Origin of the sequence: Streptomyces sp. NPDC001480 (assembly GCF_042894725.1) — a bacterium.
Lineage (GTDB): Bacteria > Actinomycetota > Actinomycetes > Streptomycetales > Streptomycetaceae > Streptomyces.
The window spans coordinates 413528-433225 of the sequence record NZ_JBIAVX010000002.1 but is presented as its reverse complement, the minus strand read 5'-3'; the positions used below and the strand labels follow the sequence as shown (position 1 = coordinate 433225).

Sequence of the window (19698 nt, the reverse complement as noted above, 5' to 3'; positions counted from 1 at the left end):
GGCTGTCAGCCCTCCAGGACCGTGCGCAGGTCCCACAGGGTGCGCCAGGTGGCGGAGCCCTGCTCGGCGCGGCGCCGCACGGGGCCGTCCCAGTAACCGCGCAGCCGGGCCGCGTCGGCCGGGTCGTCCTTGCGGACCACGCCGAGCAGGTGGCCGGGCAGCAGTCCGAGCACGTCGCGGTCCCCGGGGAAGTAGGCGGCGGCCAGCCCCAGCGCGCCTGCGACGGAGACCGCTTCGGCGGTGCTCATCACCGTGGACGGCCGTTCCACCTCCCAGCCCTCCGCCGACCGGCCCTCGCGCAGATCGCGGAAGGCGGTGACGAGGGCCTCCAGGACGGCGTCGTCGACCTGGAAGGGCGCGCCGGCCCGCTCGACGGAGGCCCGCGCCTGCCTACGCACCAGCGCCGTCTCGGCGTCGAGGTCCGGGATCGGGCCGACCGTCTCGAAGTTGAAGCGCCGCTTGAGGGCGGCGGACATCTCGGAGACGCCCTTGTCCCGCAGGTTGGCGGTGGCGATGAGATTGAAGCCCGGCGCGGCGTGCGCGAGGGCGTCCTCGCCGCCCGTCAGCTCCGGGACCGCGATGCGCCGCTCGGAGAGCAACGACACCAGCGAGTCCTGTACCTCGGGCAGGCACCGGGTGACCTCCTCGACCCGCCCGATGGCGCCCCGGCGCATCGCGGCCAGCACGGGCGAGGGCACGAGCGCCTCCCGGCTGGGCCCCTTGGCCAGCAGCAGGGCGTAGTTCCAGCCGTACTTGAGCTGGTCCTCGGTCGTGCCCGCGGTGCCCTGCACGACCAGGCCGCTGGTGCCGCACACGGCGGCGGACAGCAGCTCCGACAGCATGGACTTGGCGGTGCCTGGCTCGCCCACGAGCAGCAGACCGCGCTCACCGGCGAGCGTGACCACGCACCGCTCGACCAGTGCGCGGTCGCCGACGAACTTGCCCTCGACCACCAGCCGGCGCGGCACACCCTCGGGGACCTCCGCGTCGTCGGGCAGCCGCAGCGCCCGCCCGTCGCTGCCCATGACGAACGTGACGACGGCACGCGGGGTGAGCCGCCAGGCGGGCGGACGCGGCCCGTCGTCGTACGCGGTGAGGAAGGCCAGCTCGGTGGCGTACCGCTCCTCGGGCGGGACGATCTGCCGGGTGGCGTCGGGGACGAGGGTGGTGGTCATCGGCGGTGGTCCTCGGGGGCGCTGGTACGGATGGTGGTCAAGGGGGTCGGGGCGCTCGAGCCGGGGCTGCTCATCGGCGGCGCCCCCTGCGCGTCGCCCGCGTGGTCAGCTCCTCGTACGCCGGCGCGTCTCCCGCGCGTACGCGGTCCCAGGCGCGGGCGAACAACTCGGGCACCGGCAGCGGCGGTGCCGCACGGCCGTGCAGGGAGACCGGGTAGAGCCCTTCCTTCCAGGTCTCCACCGGCAGCGCCGGGGACTTGAGGTCGTGCCAGCCGCACGGCAGGAACAGGGTGCGTCCGGCGCGCGGCCGCTTGGCCTCCACGACCAGGCCGGTCCCGGCCAGTTCGGCTCGGGCCTTCTTCAGTCGGGCGGGCTTCCAGCCGGTCCAGCGGGCGCAGTTGCGGTCCGTGGGGTCGGGCAGGGCCAGCAGTTGCAGGTAGAGCGCCGCCGCGTCCTCGCTCAGTTCCCGGGCCTCGGCGACCTCGGTGACCAGTGCGGGCGCGCTGAGAGTGGGGTCCTGGGCGTGGCCGGCCGGACCGTCCGCCCCGGTACCGGCCGACAGGGCCCGGTCGAGGCCGTCGCCGAGGATCGTCCGCAGAGTCCGTATGCCCTCGCCCCGCGCGGGGCCGACCAGACCTTCGAGGAGCAGCAGGACGTCGTCGTCCGGGCCGGTGAGCGCGGCCGGGCGGACCAGGACGCTCTCGCTGTCGCCGTACCAGGGCCGCAGCACGAGCGCCTCGCCGACCGGGGTGCGCCCGTACTCGTCCGAGCCGCCGGTGGCGGGCAGTCCGTACGCCTTGCGGAGTTCGACGGCGGTCGGGCCGCCCTTCTCCGCCCAGGCGACGTCCAGATCGAGCAGCAGCTCAGGGTCGGTGAGCCGGCGGCGCAGCGCGGCCAGGCCGTCCGGCAGGGCGGCGCGCAGCGGATGCCCGTACGGCAGGTGGTAGGCGAGCGTGGACAGGGCGGCGACGGCGCCGGTCAGGTCGTACCGGCTCGGGATCGCCGTCGGGTCGGCCCAGGCGAGTTCGCCGTCCTTGTCGGGGCGCAGGACGGTGGTGCGGCTCAGCCAGGGAGTGTGCCCGGGGTTGAGCACCGCCTCGGCGGCGCCGGCGCCCACGGGAAGCTCGGCGGCGAGCTCCTCGGTCAGACGGACGAGCGAGCCGTGGCGTTCGGCCCACAGCCGGCCCGCGGCCTCGGTGTCCGGCCCCGAGGCCCACAGATCGGCCGGGTCCTCGGGCAGCAGGGCGGCGACGAGCGCGGCACGGCCGTCCGTGCCGAGCGAGGCGAGCATGCCCTTGCCGAAGTCCACCTGACGCGGCTTCAGCCCGAGGGTGGCGAACACCTCGGCGTCGGGATGGTCCGGCAGACCGGCGAGCAGCACGGCGGCCTGCACGGGGCCCAGACCCTGGCGCGTCGCGGCGCCGAGCGCGGCGGGTGCCTCGGGCCGCCAGGGCGCGGCGCCCTTGTCCCGGATCAGCTGGGTGAGGGTGGCCAGCCGCTCGGTGGAGATCTCCGGCGTGTGCCGGGTCTCCCTGTCGAGCGTGAAGTGGGCGACGGCGCCGAACGTGCCGGTCGGATCGTGGTCGAGGGCCAGCCAGTTGACCCGGTCGCTCCGGGCGTCGATGTTCTGGCAGCCGAGGACGACCACGGTGCGGCCCTCGCGGCGCAGTACCTGGCCGGTCCGCTGCTGCTTGTCGTGCGGTTCGCTCAGCACGATCTCGCGGAGCGTGTCCCCGCAGGCGGTGACGAGCGGGCCCTCGGTCATCGCCTCGAACAGCAGGAGCAGCGCTTCCCGTTCGGTGTCGGGCAGGGCGGCCGAGGCGGCGCGGTGGGCGAGGGGGCGCAGCACGGACAGCAGGGGCGTCCACACCATGCCGATGCCGGGGATCGTGTGCTCGTCGCTGTGCCAGCCGCCGTCGAGCGTGGCGAGCCGCTCGCGGTCGGGCAGCGGCTTGCCGTCGGCGGGGTTGCCGGACAGCACGTGGTTCACGGACCGGATCTGGCGCAGCACGCTCCAGCGCTGTCCGCCCCACCACGAGCCCAGGCGGGCGAGGCCGGCGGTGGCGACGTGCAGGGCGCGGTCGTCGCCGAGTTCGGGACCGTAGTCGGCGAACATGCCCTCGGTCCGCCGGCGGTCCGGCTGCGGCCGCTCCACGGGTGGTGCCGCGAAGGCTGCGGCCGACTCGGCGATCCGCAGTGCCGTACGGACCAGGGCGGCGACGCCGATGAGCATCCGCTCGTCGGCGAGGCCCGGCAGGGCACGGGACACGGCCTCGCGGGCGACTTCCTCGGCGGTCGGCACGCCGAGCCCGCCTTCGGTGCCCGGGCCATGGGTGATGCTCTTGCGGGCCGCCGCCTCCCGCTCCCGCCGCTCGGCCAGCGCCGTGGCCGTGACCCGCTGCACCTCGTCGACCTGTTCGTCGGTGAGGGCCCGCAGCACGGCCGACGACCGCTCGTCGCGCGGGCGCAGGGCGTGCCAGAAGGAGACCGGCGGCACGAGGCGGGTGCCGGCGGCGAATTCGCCGCCCTGCTCGAGCGGTGACACCCGGCCGAGCAGGCCGGCGTCCGAGGTGTCGTCGCCCGCGAACAGGGCGACCTTCGGGAAGTCCTGCGCGACCACGGGCTCGGCACCTCCGGGCAGCCTCAGCCCGCCCAGCGGAACGCGGCGTACCTGACCCCGCCCGGCGGCCAGGGTGACGGTCCGGCCGTCCGGGGTGCCCGCGGTCGTCACCGCCTCGGGCCCCTGTCCCTCGGAACGCACCCAGCGGCCCAGGACCGTGCCGTCGGTGCCGAAGGGGCTGTTCTCCAGGCCCGGTCGCAGCGGCAGCACCTCGCACTGGGCAGGCAGCAGGGACGCGTCCTCACGGATGCCCGACCGGAGGAAGGCGGGCAGCGAGGCACGGCCGTGCGTGCCGGTGGCCGGGTCGTACTCGAGCCACACCGTCTGCCGGCCCTGTCTGCCCTGCCGCCAGTACGTGGTGCCGTCGCCGATGACGGCACGGCTGGGCGGCAGGACGGTGTCGCCGGCGTGCAGGGTGCGCCCGCCGGTGGCCCGGCCGCCGCCGGGCAGCGGGATCGAGGGTGTGCCGGCCTCGTGGCCGGACCAGTAGCCGGGGATCTGCTCGCCGGTGAGCGGGAACACCTCGGCCGGCCGGGCGGACCAGTAGCCGGACTGCTTGCTGCCCTGCCGCCACATCACCAGCAGTTCGCCGTCGGTGTAGCGGAACCGGGGACGTTGCCAGCGGTCGAGGTCGTCGGGCAGGCGCAGCTCGTGCTCGAGCAGGATCTCCTCGGGGCCGACGACGACCGCCTTGTGGCGGCGGGCGAGGATCAGCGCGGGCCAGGCCTCGGTGACGGACAGTGCGTTGTCCTCGCCCTTCCTGGGCTTGCCGTCGAGCAGCCGCAGCCCTTCCTCCAGGGCGGGCCAGCCGAGCTCGTCGAGGATGCCCGCGCGCAGCGTCCGGCCGAGCAGCGGCGCGACCGCGCGGCGCGTGATCCGGGCGACCGCTTCGGGGTTGGCCTCTCGGGCGACGGCACGGAAGGGCCGCAGCCGGTCGAGGGCCGCACGGGCACCGGGCAGGCCCGCCGCGCGCGTGAACTCCCCGGCCGCCTCGTCCAGCCACTCGCGCAGGACGTCACCCAGCACGGGGTGGGCGGCGAGGGCGGCCATCACCTCGGGCGTCACCCGCTGTCCGTTGCCCAGCGTGCCGACGGCCCCGTGCAGCAGGCGCCGCAGGCGCGGGTCCGCGGCGGTGGCGGCCAGATCACGCCGGCCCGGCGGGGTGGTGTCGGGCAGCCAGCGCTCCAGCGCCAGGTACACGTCCACGCCGGCGTCGGGCACGGCGAGCGGGACACCCAGCGCCGCGCACAGGTCCAGCAGGTCGAGGTCCGCACCGGCGTGCCAGCGCCCGGTGAACAGGTCGACGGGCCGCCCGGCCGTTCGCAGCTTCGGCGCCATCCGCTCGACGAGCGCGAGGGTGGCCGGGGAGCGGCGGCTGTAGGCGCTGCCGTGCTTGCGGTGCAGCGCCCAGCGGCTCAGCCAGTCGGCGGCGTCGTCGTCGGGCCCCGTGTCGGCCGCGTCATCGTCCTCTCCGGTCAGCAGCCGGTCCGCGCCGCACTCCGCCAGCAGCGTCAGCCAGAACTCGTCGTCCTCGACCTCCCGGCCGAGCCCCGTCGGCATGATGTCCAGCAGCCGCGCCCGGACCGCCGGCCGCTGTTCGGCGAGGACCGGCAGGGTGGCCCGGTAGGCGGTCCAGAAGGAGGCGGGCGCGCGGACGGCGGCGGGCGAGGCGAGCAGGTCGGCGAGGAGCGCGCACTCCTCCGTGACGCGGGGCAGGTTGGCGGCCTTGATCAGACCGCGCGCGTCCTGCGGCAGCGAAGCGTACGGCGGCATCCCGGCCGCGCAGCGCTCCACCGTCAGCTGCCGGAACTGCGCCCACGCCTGAGCTGGGTCGAGCCGTCGCGCGAGGTCCTTCACATGCTCCTTGAGCGCCTTGACCGTCAGCGCCCCGGCGAAGGCGAACTCCAGGAACACCGCCCGCTGCCGATTCTCGTCGACGGCCAGCGCGTGCACCCGCTCGGCCTCGCGGGCCTTGCCGAAGAAGGCGGCGGCGTACGTGGTGTTCTCGTGCTGGAGGAAAACCCGGGCGGCCTGCTCGTAGAAGGTCGGCAGGAAGTGCGGCACGGTCCGGCCGAGCCGCACGCCGAGCGCCTCGAAACCGTCCTTGGCGTTGCCCGGGCGGGACTTGGCCTGGCGGGCGAGCCGCTCCACGTCCTTGACCAGGGCCAGCGCGTGGTGTCCGTTCGCCGGGTCGTTGACCAGCGCCCAGGCGGGGAAGCCCAGCGTCTCCCGGCGTACCTGTCCGACCTCGGGCGTCTCCGGCTCCCGGGTCAGGCCGAGGAACTCCAGCGCCAGGTCCTCGGCCTCGCCGAGGGTGCCGGGCACGAGCCGGACCACCTGACGGTCGTCCAGGGCGGGGTGGGTGTAGGTGCGGACGGTGAGGGTGTCGGCGTCCTCGCGGACGGTGCTGCCCGGGGGCAGGACGGCGCCGGAGTCCAGCAGCGCGGTGACGGTGGTCTCGTCGTAGGTCGTCATGCCACCCGCTCCTCGTCCTCGATGTCGCGTCCGGCGTACAGCGCGGCCGCCATGCGCATGCCCTCCGACCAGGCGACCGGCCCGACCTGACCGAGCTTCAGCGCCCGGCCGGCGGCGTCGGTCCACATCAGCGGTCCGGTCTCGGTCTCCTCGTAACCGTCGTAGTCGCCGATCCACACCCGGGCCTCGATCCCGCGGCCGTCCTCCAGCACGGAGCACACGGCGTTGCCCCCGCGCACGCGGTAGCCCAGCTGGGTGGCCCGGCCGTGCAGGAAGCGCAGCTCCTTGAAGGAGCCGCCCGCGTACTCCTCGACCTGTGTGCCCTCGGCGTCGACGGCGGCCGGGCGGGGGAAAACCTCGCGGAAGAGCTGCTGGGCCCGCTGCTCCACGCCGAGTTCGACGGCGAACTCGCGCAGCTCCTCGAGGTCGTCGAGGAGCACGGGGTGCGGAACGCGGACGAGGGCGGGGGCCATGCGCACGGTGTCGCCGTCGAGGTCGACCAGGCCGAGGCCGCGCTCGGCGTCGGCGTCCCGCAGGAATCCCGCGACCGTGCCGTCGGCGCCGGTGACCACGAGGTCGCGCAGCGCGGCCCGCCAGGCGGGGTCGGGCCACACCCGGGCGATGACGGCGAGGGGCACGGGAAGCGAGCGGACCATCCACTTCTCGACGTCGGCCAGGCACTGCCGTTCGTGCCGTTCGAGCCACTCGACGAGCTGTCGCAGTCCCACGACCGCCGGTTCGTCGGCGAGTTTGGCGGGGACGGACTTCAGCCGCCGCCCGGACGCGTTGCGGCACACCACCTTCCCGGCTTCCAGGGCGACCTCGTAGCCGCCCGCCCGCACCCACCCCATCCGTGCCTCCCCGCACCGCAGTGATCAAGTGACGGGAACTCTAGGACAGGGCACTGACAACGCCGTGCGGGCCGGTAGGTCACAGCGGGGCGGTCACCGGCGGGGCGTTCACCAGCGGGGCAGCCGCAGCTCGTACTCCGGATGGATCCGGCGCATGTACCCGGTGTCGTCACGGCTGCGCACGCCGGAGTCCACGTACAGCCGGTGCAGCCGGTCCAGGGCGTCGTGGTCGAGCTCCACCCCGAGGCCCGGGCCGGTGGGGACCTTGATCTCGCCGCCGCGCAGTTCCAGGGCGCCGGGGAGGATCACGTCGTCGGCAGCAGGATCCGCAGGGCCCAGGCCGGACCCGGCCTGTCGCTCCAGCCGAGCGCGGTGTCGAAGCGGGCCGCGGTGGCCCGGGCCTGCTGGCCGCGCGCCTTCGCGGGGGAGGCGGTGACCTTGCCGGACGGGGTGTGGACGGGGTCGAGGGCGGGGGCGCTCATCGCACGTCTCCCCTCTTGCGGAAGTAGTTGACCGTGACGGTGAGCAGCAGCGTCACGCAGAGCAGGACGACGGAGGCCGCGGAGGCGCCGCCGATGTCGTTGCGGGTGAAGCCCAGGGTGTAGGCGCGGGCCATCCAAACGTCCGTGGATCCGGCCGGGCCGCCGCCGGTGAGGACGTAGACCTCGGTGAACACGCGCAGTCCGCGGATGGCGGCGAGGGTGAGGACGATGCCCATGGCGGGCCGGATCGCGGGCAGGGTCACATGGCGCAGCCGCTGCCACAGCGAGACGCCGTCCATCGCGGCGGCCTCGTACAGGGTGCGGTCCACGCCGGCCAGTCCGGCGAGGATGATGACCATGTTGTAGGGGGCGGCCATCCAGATGCCCACCTACGACGGGACGCTCGGCGATGGGGGCGTCGGCGAGAAGGAGAACCGGGGCGCTCGGTCTCAGGGGCGCGTGCGGTCGGTGTCAGGGGCGCTCGGCGCGTTCGGCGTTCTTCTTCTTGATCCGCGCGGTTTCCTTGCGGACCTCCGCCTGGGTGGCGCGCTCCTTCTCCAGCCACTCGGGGCCGGCCTGCTTCAGCGCGTCGATCTGCTCGGTCGTGAGCGCCTCGGTGACCCCGCCGCGCGCGAGACCCGCGATGGACACGCCCAGCTTCGCCGCGACGACCGGGCGCGGGTGCGGACCGGTGCGGCGCAGCTCCCGCAGCCACTCGGGCGGCTCGGCCTGGAGCTGGTTCAGCTCGGCGCGCGTGACCACACCCTCCTGGAACTCGGCGGGGGTGGCGGGGAGGTACACACCCAGCTTCTTCGCCGCCGTGGCGGGCTTCATCGTCTGGGTGGTCTGCTGCGACTTCATGACGTCAAGGGTATCGGCCGAGTAGGGGACGTCCGAACACGGCCGGTAACCTGGCGGACGTGACAGACTCGCAGGAATCGCCGTCGTTCCGGCTCGCGTACGTCCCCGGAGTGACCCCCGCCAAGTGGGTGCGGATCTGGAACGAGCGCCTGCCCGACATCCCGCTCGAACTCCTCCAGGTGACGGCCGTCGAGGCGTCCGACGCCCTGCGGACGGGCGAGGCCGACGCGGGATTCGTCCGGCTGCCCGTGGACCGCACGGTCTTCAGCGCCATCCCCCTCTACACCGAGACCACGGTGGTCGTGGTCCCGAAGGACCACCTGATCACGGCGGCCGAGGAGGTGACCCTGGCCGACCTCGCCGACGAGGTCCTCTTCCACCCCCTCGACGACGTGTTCGACTGGGACAGCCCGCCCGGCGAGCCCGCCTTCGAGCGCCCCGCGACCACGGCGGACGCCGTCGAACTCGTCGCCGCCGGCGTCGGCCTCCTCGTCGTCCCCCAGTCACTGGCCCGCCTGCACCACCGCCGTGACCTCACCTACCGGACGGTCGTGGACGCCCCGCAGTCGAGCGTCGCCCTGTCCTGGCCGGAGGAGGCCACCACCGACCTCGTCGAGGACTTCATCGGCATCGTCCGCGGCCGCACCGTCAACAGCACGCGCGGCCGCCCCGCCCGGCCCGAGACCCCGCCCAAGGGCAAGCGCGCGGACTCGTCCGCCGCCCGGCAGAAGCCCGCCGCCGGCAAGACGGCCGGCCGCAGCCCCAGGAGCCGCTCCGGCGGCGCGAAGGCCCCGAAACGGGGCAAGCCGCGACGGCGGTCCTGACCGGAGGGGCCCACCGCCGGCCGTCCGCGCGACCGGATCACCGACCCGTGGCACGCTCGCTCTCCCACAGGTCCGCCATGGCCAGCACCAGTGCGATCAGCACGAACCCGAGAGCGGTGGCCAGACCCATCTCCAGCGCCCCGGCGACCTGTCCGTGGCCCGCGAGGTGGGCGAAGTACACGGCGCCCACGGCGGCGATACCGGCCGCGGAACCGATCCGCTGACCCGTCTGGAGCACACCCCCGGCGGCCCCGGCCCGGCGGACCGGGACGCGGCCGAGGGTGAGCGTGGTGTTGGGGGAGACGGTCAGCCCCGAACCGACCCCGGCGACGAGCAGCGGCAACGCTGCGGCCCAGGCCACGTCCCGGTCCGGGACGAACTCCACGGCCGCGACGGCCCCGAGGAGCCCCAGCGCCACGGCGCACAGCCCGTGGACCACCAGTATGCGGCCGTAACGGACGACCAGCCGCCCTCCGGCGAGGGCGGCGACCGCCGAGCCGACCGCGAACGGTGTCGCGGCCGCTCCGGCGGCGAGCGCGCTGTAGCCGAGGCTGTTCTGGAGGAACAGCGTGTAGACGAAGAAGACCGAGGTGAAGCCCGCGAAGTACACGAGGCTGAGCAGCGCGCCCAGGGAGAACGACCGCCGGGTGAACAGCCGCAGGTCCACCAGTGGGGCCCGCCCGAGCCGCCCCTGCCGCCGCTCCCACGCCCAGAACGCCAGCAGCAGGAGCACGGCCACCGGAACCAGCGCCCACTTGCGCCGTCCGGGCCACTGCTGTTCCTGCACCAGGGGCAGCATCAGCGCGAGCGCACCGGAGCCCAGCAGCAGCACGCCGGGCACGTCGAACCCCTCCTGCGGGCCCACCCGTGGCGGGGTCCGGGGCAGCAGCCGCAGCGCCGCGGCGAACACCGCCACGCCGATGGGCAGATTGACGTAGAACACCCAGCGCCAGGCGTCGTCGCCGCCGGACGCCTGGATCAGCAGACCGCCCGTCAGCGGGCCGACCGCGGTGGAGACGGCGACGACACTGCCGAACATGGCGAACGCCCGGGCCCGCTCGGCGCCCTGGAACATCTGCTGGATCAGTCCCGAGCTCTGTGGCGCGATCATGCCCCCGGCCATGCCCTGGAGCAGCCGGAACACCACCAGCCACCCGGCGGCCGAGGACATCCCGCACGCCGCCGAGGCCAGCGTGAACAGCGCCACCCCGACGAGGAAGGTCTCCCTGCGGCCCCGCAGATCACCCAGCCGGCCCGCCGGCACCAGCATCAGCCCGTACGTCAGGGCGTACCCGGAGGCCACCCACGACAGGTCGGCCTGATCGGCCCCCAGCCCCTGCTGTATCGACGGCAGGGCCACGTTCACGATCGACGTGTCCAGGAGGGTCATGAACCCGGCGGTGAGGCACACCCCGAGCGCCAGCCAGCGCCGGTCATCGACGCTCGGCTCGGACGACCGTGCCTGGACTGTGGTCATGGCGCCACGCTGGCATGCCCGGCCGTCCACCGCACGGGGAGCGCGGCCGGTCAGGCGGTCGCGGCCCGTCCCGTGAGCCACGCGAAGGCCGACCGCGCCGTGAACTCCGCCTGGCCGCCGCGCACCAGCAGAGCGGCGGTGGCGAACTCCGGCGCGCCGGCCTGCGCGGCGACGTAGGGGACCGCGACGCAACGCATCCCGGCCGCGTGGGCGGCGGCCGCGCCGGGTGCCGAGTCCTCCACGACGACACAGTCCGCCGGGGCCGCCCCGAGCCGCCGCGCCGCCTCCAGGAAGACGTCCGGGGCGGGCTTGCCGCGGGACACCTCGTCGGCCGAGACGACGGTACGCAGCCGGCTGTCCAGACCCGTGCCCGCCAGGATCGCATCGATCGCCTCGGGGGATGAGCCGGAGGCCACGGCCATCGGGACGCCCCCGTCGGCCAGCAGCTCCACGAACTTCCGCATCTCGGGGTACACGCGCGTGCGGCTCCGGGCCAGCTCCAGATAGCGCCGGTCGGTCGCGGCGAACAGTTCCGCCACCGGGGCGCTCAGGCCGTACCGCTCCCGCCAGAGGGCGACCGTCTCCAGGGTGCTGACACCGACGTAGCCCTCGTGGTCCGCCCAGGTGAAGTCCCGGACGCCGTGCTCGGCCAGGGTCAGCCGGCCCGCTTCGTAGTAGTTCGGCTCGCTGTCCACGAGCGTTCCGTCGAGGTCGAAGATGACCGAGAAGTGATGGCCGGTGCTCATGGCGTCCAGGATGCCGCGCCGCAACAGGCCCTAGGTGCGGGAGGCCCTGCCCACCGACTCCACCAGCGGCAGCAGCCGGTGCGGGACGCGCTCGCGCAGGGCCACCTCCGTGCGGGTGCGCACCACACCGGGCAGGCTGATCAGCTTCTGGATCACGTCCTCCAGGTGCTCGTTGTCCCGCGCCACGACCCGGGTCAGCAGATCCCCGCCACCCGTGATCGAGAACGCCTCCACGATCTCCGGCACGCAGGCCAGGGCGTCCCCGACGTCGTCCAGATGGCCCTGCGTGACCTCGATGTGCACGAACGCCAGCACCGGGTGGCCCAGCGCGGCGGGGGAGAGGGACGGGCCCGTGCCGGTGATCACACCGTCCCGCTCCAGACGGTCCAGGCGGGCCTGGAGCGTGCCGCGGGCGACACCGAGGATGCGGGCGTACTCGCGCACGCTGGTGCGGGGCTGCTCCAGCAGCAGCCGCAGGATGCGGGTGTCGAGCTCGTCCACGGTCATGACGTACGACTGTACCAATGGCTCAGCGATACCCGGTTGACGTGTACCGCGCGACCTGCACCGTTGGCCTCGCCGTGGATGCGGGAAGGGGATGGAAACTAAGCCAATGGCCCAGTGATGGAGCCGACACTTGAGCCAGTGAGCTGCTTGATGCTCTCATTGGAGCGTCGATGGCGCCGCGGATCTCCGTGGCGCCTTTTGTGTGCCGGTGCGTCAAGGGGTGGGAAGCAGTGCTGAAGAGGGTGTTCGTGGCTCCGGACCCGGGGCGGCTGCGGCTCAGGTTCGCCTCGCGGGCCGTACTGGGCATCGGACTGGCGGTCGTGGTCTGCGGCCTCGCCGGGCATTCCCTCGTGGGCGCCGTGACCGGCGGGCTGGCCGCGCTGCTCGCCCTGTTCACCGTCACCGACGCCCCCGTGCGGGGGCAGGCGGTCACGACGGCGCTGCTGCCCGCCGTGGGCCTGCCGGTGCTCGCCGCGGCGGCCGAACTGCGCGACCACCCCGTGGCGCGGGACCTGGCCTTCCTCGCCGTGGTCGGGGCGGGCGTGTACGCGCGCCGCTGGGGGCCGCGCGGCCACAGCCTCGGCGTGTTCGCCTTCATGACGTTCTTCGTGGCCCAGTTCCTGCACGCGAGGGTCGGACAGCTGCCCGAGCTGTACGCCGCCGTCCTGCTGTCCGTGCTCACCGCGGCGGCGGTGCGCTTCGGGCTGTGGTGCTACGAGCGGCGGCTGCCCCCGGCCCCGGTGCCCGCCGCGCCCGCCGCCGGCGGACTGGCCCGCGTGACCACCCGGCAGGCGGTCCAGGCGACCGCCGGCTCCGCCTTCGCCCTCGTCCTGGGCCAGCTGGTGTCCGGGCAGCGCTGGTACTGGGCCGTCGGCGCCACCTGGTGGATCTTCGTGAACACCGCCTCGCGCGGCGAGACGCTGGTACGCGGCTTCCGCCGGGTCCTCGGCACGGTCATCGGCATCGCCCTGGGGCTGCTGGTCGTCGTCCCGCTGCACGGAGCGCCGCTCGCCACCGCCGTCCTCGTCGCCGCGTCGGTCTTCGGCATCTTCTACACCGCCGCCGTGTCCTACACCTGGATGATGCTCTGGGTGACGCTGCTCGCCGAGCTCCTCTACGGACTCCTCGGCGTCCTCGGTCCCGGCCTGCTGGCCCTGCGCCTGGCCGAGACCGCCGTAGGCGCCGCCGGTGCAGTGCTGGCCGTCCTGTTCGTGCTGCCCGTCACCACCCACACGACCACCGACGCCTGGATCCAGCGCGCCCTGCGCTGCGTGCACGCCTGCACGGCGGAGGCCGCGGCCCGCCTCGCGGGTGACCAGGCGGCGGACCCGGCGCTCCGCGTGGCCGAACTCGAGCAGCTGCTCGGCCGGGTACGGCTGTCCGTCGCGCCGCTCGTGCACCCCCTGAACCCCCTGCTCGGCCGCAAGCGGCGCGCCCGCCGGGTGCTCGCCCTGCTCGACGACTGCGCCCGGGAGATCCGCGGCCTGGTCACGGTCGCCGCGGACCCGGAGGCCTCCCACGACGCCCGCCTGGCCGCCGCCTGCTGGCGCGTGGAGACGGCCGTCGAGGCGCTCACCGAGGGCGCCCCCGGCCACGTCACCCACCCCGCCGAACCCCCTGCCGAGCCCGCCCTGGCCCACCTGCACGGCCTGGAGCGCGCCCTGTCCGACCTGGCAGAGCCCCTGCGAACGCCTCCGGCGGCGACGGGGCTGGTGAGGGCCTGAAGGCCGTTTCGACGCCTGCGGCGCGGGGCGCGAGGGACGGAGCCCGGCCGGGGTGAGGGCGGACCCCCTGGGGGCCTGGAGCCGGCAGCGCCCGGTGGGGTGTGGGAGTGGGGCCTGGCGCGGGTCTTGGGGGCGGCAGCGCCCGGTGGGGTTTGGGGACGCAGTCCCCGGAGGGACTGAACGGGTGGGGCCCGGCGGGGCTGGAGGGGCGGGGCTTGGCGGGGGTCTTGGGGGCGGCAGCCTCCGGAGGGGTTGTAGGGGTGGGGCCCGGCGGGGGCTTTGGGGCGGCAGCGCCCGGCGGGGTGCAGGGGCGGAGCCCCGTGGGGGGGTTGGGGGCGCAGTCCCCGGCGGGGGCTTCGGGGCAGCCCCCGGGGGGTGTAGGGGCGGAGCCGCGTGGGGGTTCGGGGGCGTAGTCCCCGGCGGAGCTGAAGGGGCAGGGGCCGGCGGGGCCTTGGGGGCGGCAGTCCCTGCGGGGTAGGGGCGGGGCCCGGCGGGGTCGTGGGGGCGCAGCCCCCGGTGGGGTGCGGGGGCGGAGCCGCGTGGGGGTTCGGGGGCGCAGCCCCCGGCGGGGTTGAAGGGGCGGAGCCCCTGGGGACGGGAAGGGTAGGGGCGGCGGGGGCGAGGAAACGGTTCGTCGGGACGCCCCGCGCCCCGCCTGGTCTAGACCGACCGTGATCCACTGCTACCGTCGGCCCGAGCGAGCATGCGCGGGCGCGGCGAGGAAGGGGCAGCGGTGGCAGAGGGCGGCACGCGGCGGCGAAGGGCGTTCATCGGGTCGTTCACGGCGGCGGGCGGCCCCGGGATCGTGATGGCGGCGGTGCATCCGGAGAGCGGCGCGCTGAGCCTGCTCGGCAGCGTCCGCGGCGTTCCCGACCCGTCGTACCTGGCCCTCTCGCCCAGCGGGCACACGCTCTACGCGGTCAGCGAGACCGCCGAGGGCTCGGTGGCCGCCTACCGGGTGCACGGCGAGCGGCCCGAGCTCGCGGGCCATCCGGTGCCGGTCGGCGGCAGCGGGCCCACGCACCTCAGCGTCCACGACGGACACGTCCTCACCGCCAACTACGGTTCGGGCAGCGTCACCGTCGTCCCCCTGCGCGCCGACGGCACCCTGGAGGCCGCGCCCTCCGGCCACCTCCAGCACACCGGATCAGGCCCCCACCAGAAGCGTCAGCGGGGACCGCACGTCCACCAGGTGCAGCCCGCCCCCGGAGGCCGCTGGGCCGTCAGCGTCGACCTCGGCACGGACTCGGTCCGGGTCTGCACGCTTCGGCGGGGCACCCCGGCCGTACACCGCGAGTTCGCGCTGCGCCCCGGCTCCGGCCCCCGCCACCTGGCCTTCCACCCGGACGGCCGGTACGCCTACGTCGTCAACGAACTCACCCCGACCGTCACCGTCTGCCGTTGGGAGGGCGACAGCGGTTCCCTCCAGCCGCTGGCCGAGACCCCCGTCCTGCCGGGCGCCCCGGCCGAGGACGCCTACCCCTCCGGCATCGTCGTCTCGCCCGACGGCCGCCATGTGTGGATCGCCACACGCGGCGAGGACGTACTGACGACGTTCGCCGTCGACGGCGAGGTCCTGCGGCTGATCGGCACGGTCCCGTGCGGCGGTCACTGGCCGCGCGCGCTCGCCGAGTCCCGAGGCGTCCTCTACGCGGCCAACGAACGCTCCGGGAACGTCACCTGGTTCACGGTCGACCCGGCGACCGGGATGCCGCTCTACGAGGGCTCGGTCGAGGTGCCCGCGGCCTCCTGCGTGGTCCTCGACTGACCCGGTTCGCCCGGGCACGGCGAAGGGCCCGCACCTCCCCGAGGTGCGGGCCCTTCGCCGTCCGTACGGTCTCTCCCGGGGCGGACGCCGGCGCCTCAGCGCACCGGCGTGCCCTGCGCCTGCTGCGGGGCGATCCCGAGCGCCGTCGTGTACTTGGCCAGCGCCAGCTTGCCGATCGCCGGGTACGGGCCGAGCGGCTCCGCGATGGCGCAGTCCGCCTCCGTGGCGGCCGCCTCCAGCAGGCCGGCGTCGATCTCGGGGCCGATCAGATACGGCGCGAGCGCCAGCTGCTGCGAACCCGAGGAGCGCAGCTGGTCGGCGACGGACGAGATCGAGCCCTCCTCGTCCAGGGCCGCCGCCATCACCGGCACGGCGAGGCGTGCGGCGAGCAGCATTCCGGTGATCCCGGCCGCCTGCACGGCCTCGTCACCGCCGACGGAGGCCAGGATGATGCCGTCCGCGGCGGTCGCCACGGTGAACAGCCGGGCCCGGTCGGCGCGGGCCAGACCCGCCTCGGACAGACGCACGTGCAGCGCCTCGGCGAGCAGCGGGTGCGGGCCGAGGACATCGGTCAGCTCGGCGGCGAGCCGGCTGTCCATGAGGGCCTGCCGGACCCGGCGCAGCAGTGCGCTGTCCGGCCCGGCCAGCAGCGGGACGACGACGGCCACCGGGCCGTCGGGCGCCTTGACGTCGACGCCCGCGGCGCGGGCCTGCTCATAGCGGGCCGTGCGCTCGTCGGCGGCGTACGCGAGGACGGACTTCAGGGTCGGGAACTCCGCGTCGTCCCCGTCCAGGTAGCCGATCAGGGCATCCAGGCCGGGCAGCTCGGAGCGGGCGATGCTCACGACCTCCTCGGCGAGGCTGCGCGTGGCGGCGCTGGGCGTGCCGGGCACCGCGAGGACGAGCGCGGGCGCGCCCTCGGGAGCCACCAGCGGTTCGGGGCGGCGGTGCCGTCCGGGCTGGCGGGGTCGCGGCATTCGTACTGGCAGGCCGGACGCGGGCCCAGTGGGGGAACTCATGGCGCCGCATGTTACTGGTTTCCTGGGCTTCTCTGTTCGGGGAGGGTGCAGGTGAGCGGTATCCGTCCGGTTTTGTCTGATGAGTTACGGACACATGAGAAGTGATCGCTTCACGTTTCGGACACTTCCTGGACACTTCCTTCACCGACGGGATCAATCCCGTTTTGTGGTCACCACGTACAACATCGCCTCATCACTCGGGAGAGTGAGCCGCCCGGCGGCCAACTCGGCCGCCAGCCGCACCGCGCCGTGCAGCGGATCCCCCTCGGGCTGGACATGGCGGGCGTGCGGCAGTCGCCGCGCCAACTCCTCGGCAAGCGGTACGAGAAGCGGCGCGCCCAGATTGACCAGACCCCCGGTGACAGCCACTTGGGGCTCCCCTGCGGGCGGGCACACCGCGGTGGCGGATTCGGCCATGTGCCGGGCCGCGGCGCGCAGGATGCCGGCCGCGACGGGATCGCCCGCGGCACAGGCGGCCACCTGGGGCGCGAAGGAGGCGAGGACGGCGGGGCGGTCCGCGCGCGGGTAGAGCGTGCCGGGCAGCCCCGCGACCGGCCCGAACCGCTCCTCGGCGCACGCCAGCAGCGGGGCGGAGCCGCCGTCGCGTCCGTCATGGGCGCGCAGCGCCGCCTCGAGCCCGGCCCGCCCGATCCAGGCACCGCCGCCGCAGTCGCCCAGCAGATGGCCCCAGCCGTCCGCCCGCCGCCAGCTCGTCAGATCGGTGCCGAGCGCGATCAGTCCCGTACCCGCGGCGACCACGGCCCCCGCCCGTGGCCCCAGCGCACCCACGTACGCGGTGACGGCGTCGGCGGCGAGCGCGACGGCCCGCACCCCGAGCTCCCGGGCCAGGGCGCCCGGCAGCTCGGCCCGCAGCGCCCCGCCCAGGGACGCGAACCCGGCGGCACCGACCACGGCCGTGTCCAGCCCGCCGACCCCGGCCTCCGCCGCCAACGCCCGCACCATGGGCACGAGTTGTTCCATCAGATGGGCGGGGTCGATCCCCCGGGCACCCGTGCGCACCGGCTCCCGCGACTGCCCCTGCGCGGACGGACCGCGCCCGGCCGCCCCGACGACGACCCGCAGGCCGGAGCCTCCCGAGTCGACGGCCAGGAAGCCCGGTCCGGCCCCCGCACCGGTCACGGCAGGCGCCAGTCCACGGGCTGTCCCCCCTGCCGGATCAGCAGGTCGTTGGCCCGGCTGAAGGGACGGGAGCCGAAGAAGCCGCGGTCGGCCGACATCGGTGACGGGTGCGCGGACTCCACCGACGGCAGATCGCCCAGCAGCGGACGCAGGTTGCGGGCGTCGCGGCCCCACAGGACGGACACCAGCGGCTTGCCGCGCGCGGCCAACGCGCGGATCGCCTGCTCGGTGACCTCCTCCCAGCCCTTGCCACGGTGCGCGCCGGGGCTGCGCGGAGCCGTGGTGAGCGCCCTGTTGAGCAGCAGCACGCCCTGCTGCGTCCACGGGGTGAGGTCGCCGGTCGACGGCTGGGGCAGCCCCAGATCGGCGCCCAGCTCGCGGAAGATGTTGATCAGGCTGGGCGGCAGCGGCCGTACGTCCGGCGCGACGGAGAACGACAGCCCCACCGCGTGTCCGGGCGTGGGGTACGGGTCCTGGCCGACGATCAGGACACGGACGTCGTCGAAGGGTTGCTGGAAGGCGCGCAGGACGTTCGGCCCGGCCGGGAGGTAGGTGCGTCCCGCCGCGATCTCCGCGCGCAGGAAGTCGCCCATCGCGGCGATCCGTCCGGCCACGGGTTCCAGGGCCTTCGCCCAGCCCGGTTCGACGATTTCATGCAAGGGTCGTGGTGCCACGGGCGTCACCCTACTGCCGCACGCGGTGCGTTGATCAAGCGCAGGCCGCGGGCCGACCGAGGATGACCGAACCGTCGACAGAGATGATCAGTCCACGACCGCCGCCCGTACGCACAGCACGTCCGGCAGATGGGAGGCGAGCAGCTGCCAGCTGTCGCCGTCGTCGCCGGAGGCGTACACCTCGCCGTTGCGATTGCCGAAGTAGACGCCCGCCGGGTCCGCGTCGTCCGTGCGGAGCGCGTCGCGCAACACCGTGCCGTAATGGTCCTCCTGGGGCAGCCCGGCGGCCAGGGGCTCCCAGGTCTTGCCCGCGTCCTGTGTGCGGAAGACCCGGCAGCGACGGTCGGCGGGCACCCGGTCGGCGTCCGCGTTGATCGGGAAGACGTACGCCGTGTCGCCCCGGTGCGGGTGGGCGGCCACCGCGAAACCGAAGGTGGACGGCAGATCCGCGCCGATGTCCGTCCAGTGCGCGCCCGCGTCGTCGCTGCGGTACACACCCCAGTGGTTCTGGAGATAGAGCCGGTCCGGGTTCGCCGCATCCTGCGCGATCTTGTGCACGCACTGGCCGAACTCCGGGTTCGGGTCCGGCAGGAACACCGCGGACACACCGGAGTTGGACGGCGCCCAGCTCGCGCCGCCGTCCGTGGTGCGGAACACCCCGGCCGTCGAGACCGCGACGGTCACCGCCCGCGGATCCCGGTGGTCGGTCACCACGGTGTGCAGCCCCTCACCGCCGCCGCCCGGCACCCACCGCGAGCGGGTGGGGTGCTCCCACAGCGGGCGCACCAGCTCGAAGCTCTCCCCGCGGTCCTCCGAGCGGTACAGCGCGGCCGGTTCCGTGCCCGCGTACACCACGTCCGGCTCGGCGACGGCCGGGTGCAGCTGCCAGACCCGCTCCAGGGAGGCGCCCGTGTCCTTGGGGAACTTCACGGCCGGCCGGGCCGGTTCGGTCCAGGTGCGGCCCAGGTCGTCGGAGTGGAACACCGACGGGCCCCAGTGCGCGCTGTCGCCTCCGGCCAGCAGCCGCGGGGTGCCGCCGCGGGTGTCCAGGGCTACCGAGTAGACCGCCTGGGCGTTGAAGCAGGGACTCTCGTCGAACTCCCAGGCGCCACCTCGCCGCCGCCCGATGAACAAGCCCTTTCGCGTACCCACAGCGAGCAGAACCTCGCTCATGCCGACCACCTCCGGGACGTCTTTGTCACGTGAGTTTTCAGACATCGGCCAGTCTGCACCCCGGCACTGACAGTCACCTATGGAAGTGGCGTCATCGCTGGTCAGGCGGGTCGTGTCGGCGTGTGGCGGAGATCAGTGGGGCGTCTTCGGGTCAGACGCCTGCGCGGACCGGCGCTGTCGTG

Annotated in this window: 15 protein-coding genes and 2 pseudogenes; 3 read left to right on the top strand and 14 right to left on the bottom strand. The window is 74.6% G+C overall.

Going from position 1 to position 19698, the window contains the following annotated elements; all coding sequences use genetic code 11:
* Window positions 1–5: 5 nt before the first annotated feature.
* The 7 genes and pseudogenes from ACFY01_RS05885 to ACFY01_RS05855 all read right to left on the bottom strand — a co-directional run bounded on the left by ACFY01_RS05885 (window position 6) and on the right by ACFY01_RS05855 (window position 8464).
* The gene (locus tag ACFY01_RS05885; protein WP_390734400.1) at window positions 6–1175 is read right to left on the bottom strand and encodes an AAA family ATPase; all 1170 of its coding nucleotides are present in this window, start codon (window positions 1173–1175) and stop codon (window positions 6–8) included.
* A gap of 70 nt (window positions 1176–1245) precedes the next feature.
* Window positions 1246–6270, bottom strand: coding sequence for a hypothetical protein (locus tag ACFY01_RS05880; RefSeq protein ID WP_390734399.1), 5025 nt, complete (start codon window positions 6268–6270; stop codon window positions 1246–1248).
* Entirely contained in the window at window positions 6267–7121 is an 855-nt protein-coding gene (locus tag ACFY01_RS05875) for a DUF4132 domain-containing protein (RefSeq protein ID WP_390734398.1), read from the bottom strand. Before ACFY01_RS05875 ends, ACFY01_RS05880 begins: the two co-directional genes overlap by 4 nt.
* Window positions 7122–7229: 108 nt before the next feature.
* Window positions 7230–7442, bottom strand: a pseudogene (locus tag ACFY01_RS05870) (glucarate dehydratase); the annotation flags it as partial.
* Window positions 7427–7603, bottom strand: a complete 177-nt coding sequence (locus tag ACFY01_RS05865) for a hypothetical protein (RefSeq protein WP_390734397.1) — start codon at window positions 7601–7603, stop codon at window positions 7427–7429. The gene ACFY01_RS05865 and the pseudogene ACFY01_RS05870, both read right to left, overlap by 16 nt.
* Window positions 7600–7992 (bottom strand): annotated as a pseudogene (locus tag ACFY01_RS05860) (carbohydrate ABC transporter permease); the annotation flags it as partial. The gene ACFY01_RS05865 and the pseudogene ACFY01_RS05860, both read right to left, overlap by 4 nt.
* Window positions 7993–8074: 82 nt before the next feature.
* Entirely contained in the window at window positions 8075–8464 is a 390-nt protein-coding gene (locus tag ACFY01_RS05855) for a DUF5997 family protein (protein ID WP_390734396.1), read from the bottom strand.
* A 59-nt stretch (window positions 8465–8523) separates the two neighbouring features.
* Here ACFY01_RS05855 and ACFY01_RS05850 point away from each other — a divergent pair, with 59 nt between their 5' ends.
* A complete protein-coding gene (locus ACFY01_RS05850) occupies window positions 8524–9288 on the top strand; it encodes a LysR family substrate-binding domain-containing protein (RefSeq protein WP_390734395.1) in 765 nt (254 codons plus the stop codon).
* Between the two features lie 37 nt (window positions 9289–9325).
* Here the strand turns inward: ACFY01_RS05850 and ACFY01_RS05845 are convergent, their stop codons facing one another.
* The 3 genes from ACFY01_RS05845 to ACFY01_RS05835 are packed head-to-tail and all read right to left on the bottom strand — an operon-like array spanning window position 9326 to window position 12018.
* Window positions 9326–10765: an MFS transporter gene (locus tag ACFY01_RS05845; RefSeq protein WP_390734394.1), complete on the bottom strand. Its 1440-nt coding sequence runs from the start codon at window positions 10763–10765 to the stop codon at window positions 9326–9328.
* Window positions 10766–10815: 50 nt separating this feature from the next.
* A complete protein-coding gene (locus ACFY01_RS05840; protein WP_390734393.1) occupies window positions 10816–11511 on the bottom strand; it encodes an HAD family hydrolase in 696 nt (231 codons plus the stop codon).
* A gap of 30 nt (window positions 11512–11541) precedes the next feature.
* The gene (locus ACFY01_RS05835; RefSeq protein ID WP_390734392.1) at window positions 11542–12018 is read right to left on the bottom strand and encodes an Lrp/AsnC family transcriptional regulator; all 477 of its coding nucleotides are present in this window, start codon (window positions 12016–12018) and stop codon (window positions 11542–11544) included.
* A 230-nt stretch (window positions 12019–12248) separates the two neighbouring features.
* Here ACFY01_RS05835 and ACFY01_RS05830 point away from each other — a divergent pair, with 230 nt between their 5' ends.
* Together ACFY01_RS05830 and ACFY01_RS05825 are read left to right on the top strand one after the other, a co-directional pair.
* The gene (locus tag ACFY01_RS05830; RefSeq protein WP_390734391.1) at window positions 12249–13742 is read left to right on the top strand and encodes an FUSC family protein; all 1494 of its coding nucleotides are present in this window, start codon (window positions 12249–12251) and stop codon (window positions 13740–13742) included.
* 733 nt (window positions 13743–14475) lie between these two features.
* Window positions 14476–15510 carry a lactonase family protein gene (locus ACFY01_RS05825; RefSeq protein ID WP_390734390.1) on the top strand — a complete coding sequence of 345 codons (1035 nt, stop codon included), beginning with the start codon at window positions 14476–14478 and terminating at the stop codon, window positions 15508–15510.
* A gap of 95 nt (window positions 15511–15605) precedes the next feature.
* Here ACFY01_RS05825 and ACFY01_RS05820 read toward each other — a convergent pair whose 3' ends face one another.
* From ACFY01_RS05820 to ACFY01_RS05805, 4 genes are all read right to left on the bottom strand, one after another.
* Window positions 15606–16529 carry a sirohydrochlorin chelatase gene (locus tag ACFY01_RS05820; RefSeq protein ID WP_390734389.1) on the bottom strand — a complete coding sequence of 308 codons (924 nt, stop codon included), beginning with the start codon at window positions 16527–16529 and terminating at the stop codon, window positions 15606–15608.
* 153 nt (window positions 16530–16682) lie between these two features.
* The gene (locus tag ACFY01_RS05815) at window positions 16683–17669 is read right to left on the bottom strand and encodes an N-acetylglucosamine kinase (protein WP_390734388.1); all 987 of its coding nucleotides are present in this window, start codon (window positions 17667–17669) and stop codon (window positions 16683–16685) included.
* On the bottom strand, window positions 17666–18343 hold the full coding sequence (locus ACFY01_RS05810) for a uracil-DNA glycosylase (RefSeq protein ID WP_132854793.1): 678 nt from the start codon (window positions 18341–18343) through the stop codon (window positions 17666–17668). Before ACFY01_RS05810 ends, ACFY01_RS05815 begins: the two co-directional genes overlap by 4 nt.
* Window positions 18344–18430: 87 nt before the next feature.
* Window positions 18431–19516, bottom strand: a complete 1086-nt coding sequence (locus ACFY01_RS05805) for a WD40/YVTN/BNR-like repeat-containing protein (protein WP_390734387.1) — start codon at window positions 19514–19516, stop codon at window positions 18431–18433.
* Window positions 19517–19698: the final 182 nt, after the last annotated feature.

Bases quoted from the DNA above. Each gene is read 5' to 3' on its own strand.
- ACFY01_RS05840 (WP_390734393.1), bottom strand. From the start codon at position 11,511: ATGAGCACCGGCCATCACTTCTCGGTCATCTTCGACCTCGACGGAACG.
- ACFY01_RS05880 (WP_390734399.1), bottom strand. From the start codon at position 6,270: ATGACGACCTACGACGAGACCACCGTCACCGCGCTGCTGGACTCCGGC.
- ACFY01_RS05885 (WP_390734400.1), bottom strand. From the start codon at position 1,175: ATGACCACCACCCTCGTCCCCGACGCCACCCGGCAGATCGTCCCGCCC.
- ACFY01_RS05820 (WP_390734389.1), bottom strand. From the start codon at position 16,529: ATGAGTTCCCCCACTGGGCCCGCGTCCGGCCTGCCAGTACGAATGCCG.
- ACFY01_RS05805 (WP_390734387.1), bottom strand. From the start codon at position 19,516: ATGAGCGAGGTTCTGCTCGCTGTGGGTACGCGAAAGGGCTTGTTCATC.
- ACFY01_RS05865 (WP_390734397.1), bottom strand. From the start codon at position 7,603: ATGAGCGCCCCCGCCCTCGACCCCGTCCACACCCCGTCCGGCAAGGTC.
- ACFY01_RS05875 (WP_390734398.1), bottom strand. From the start codon at position 7,121: ATGGGGTGGGTGCGGGCGGGCGGCTACGAGGTCGCCCTGGAAGCCGGG.
- ACFY01_RS05855 (WP_390734396.1), bottom strand. From the start codon at position 8,464: ATGAAGTCGCAGCAGACCACCCAGACGATGAAGCCCGCCACGGCGGCG.
- ACFY01_RS05835 (WP_390734392.1), bottom strand. From the start codon at position 12,018: ATGACCGTGGACGAGCTCGACACCCGCATCCTGCGGCTGCTGCTGGAG.
- ACFY01_RS05845 (WP_390734394.1), bottom strand. From the start codon at position 10,765: ATGACCACAGTCCAGGCACGGTCGTCCGAGCCGAGCGTCGATGACCGG.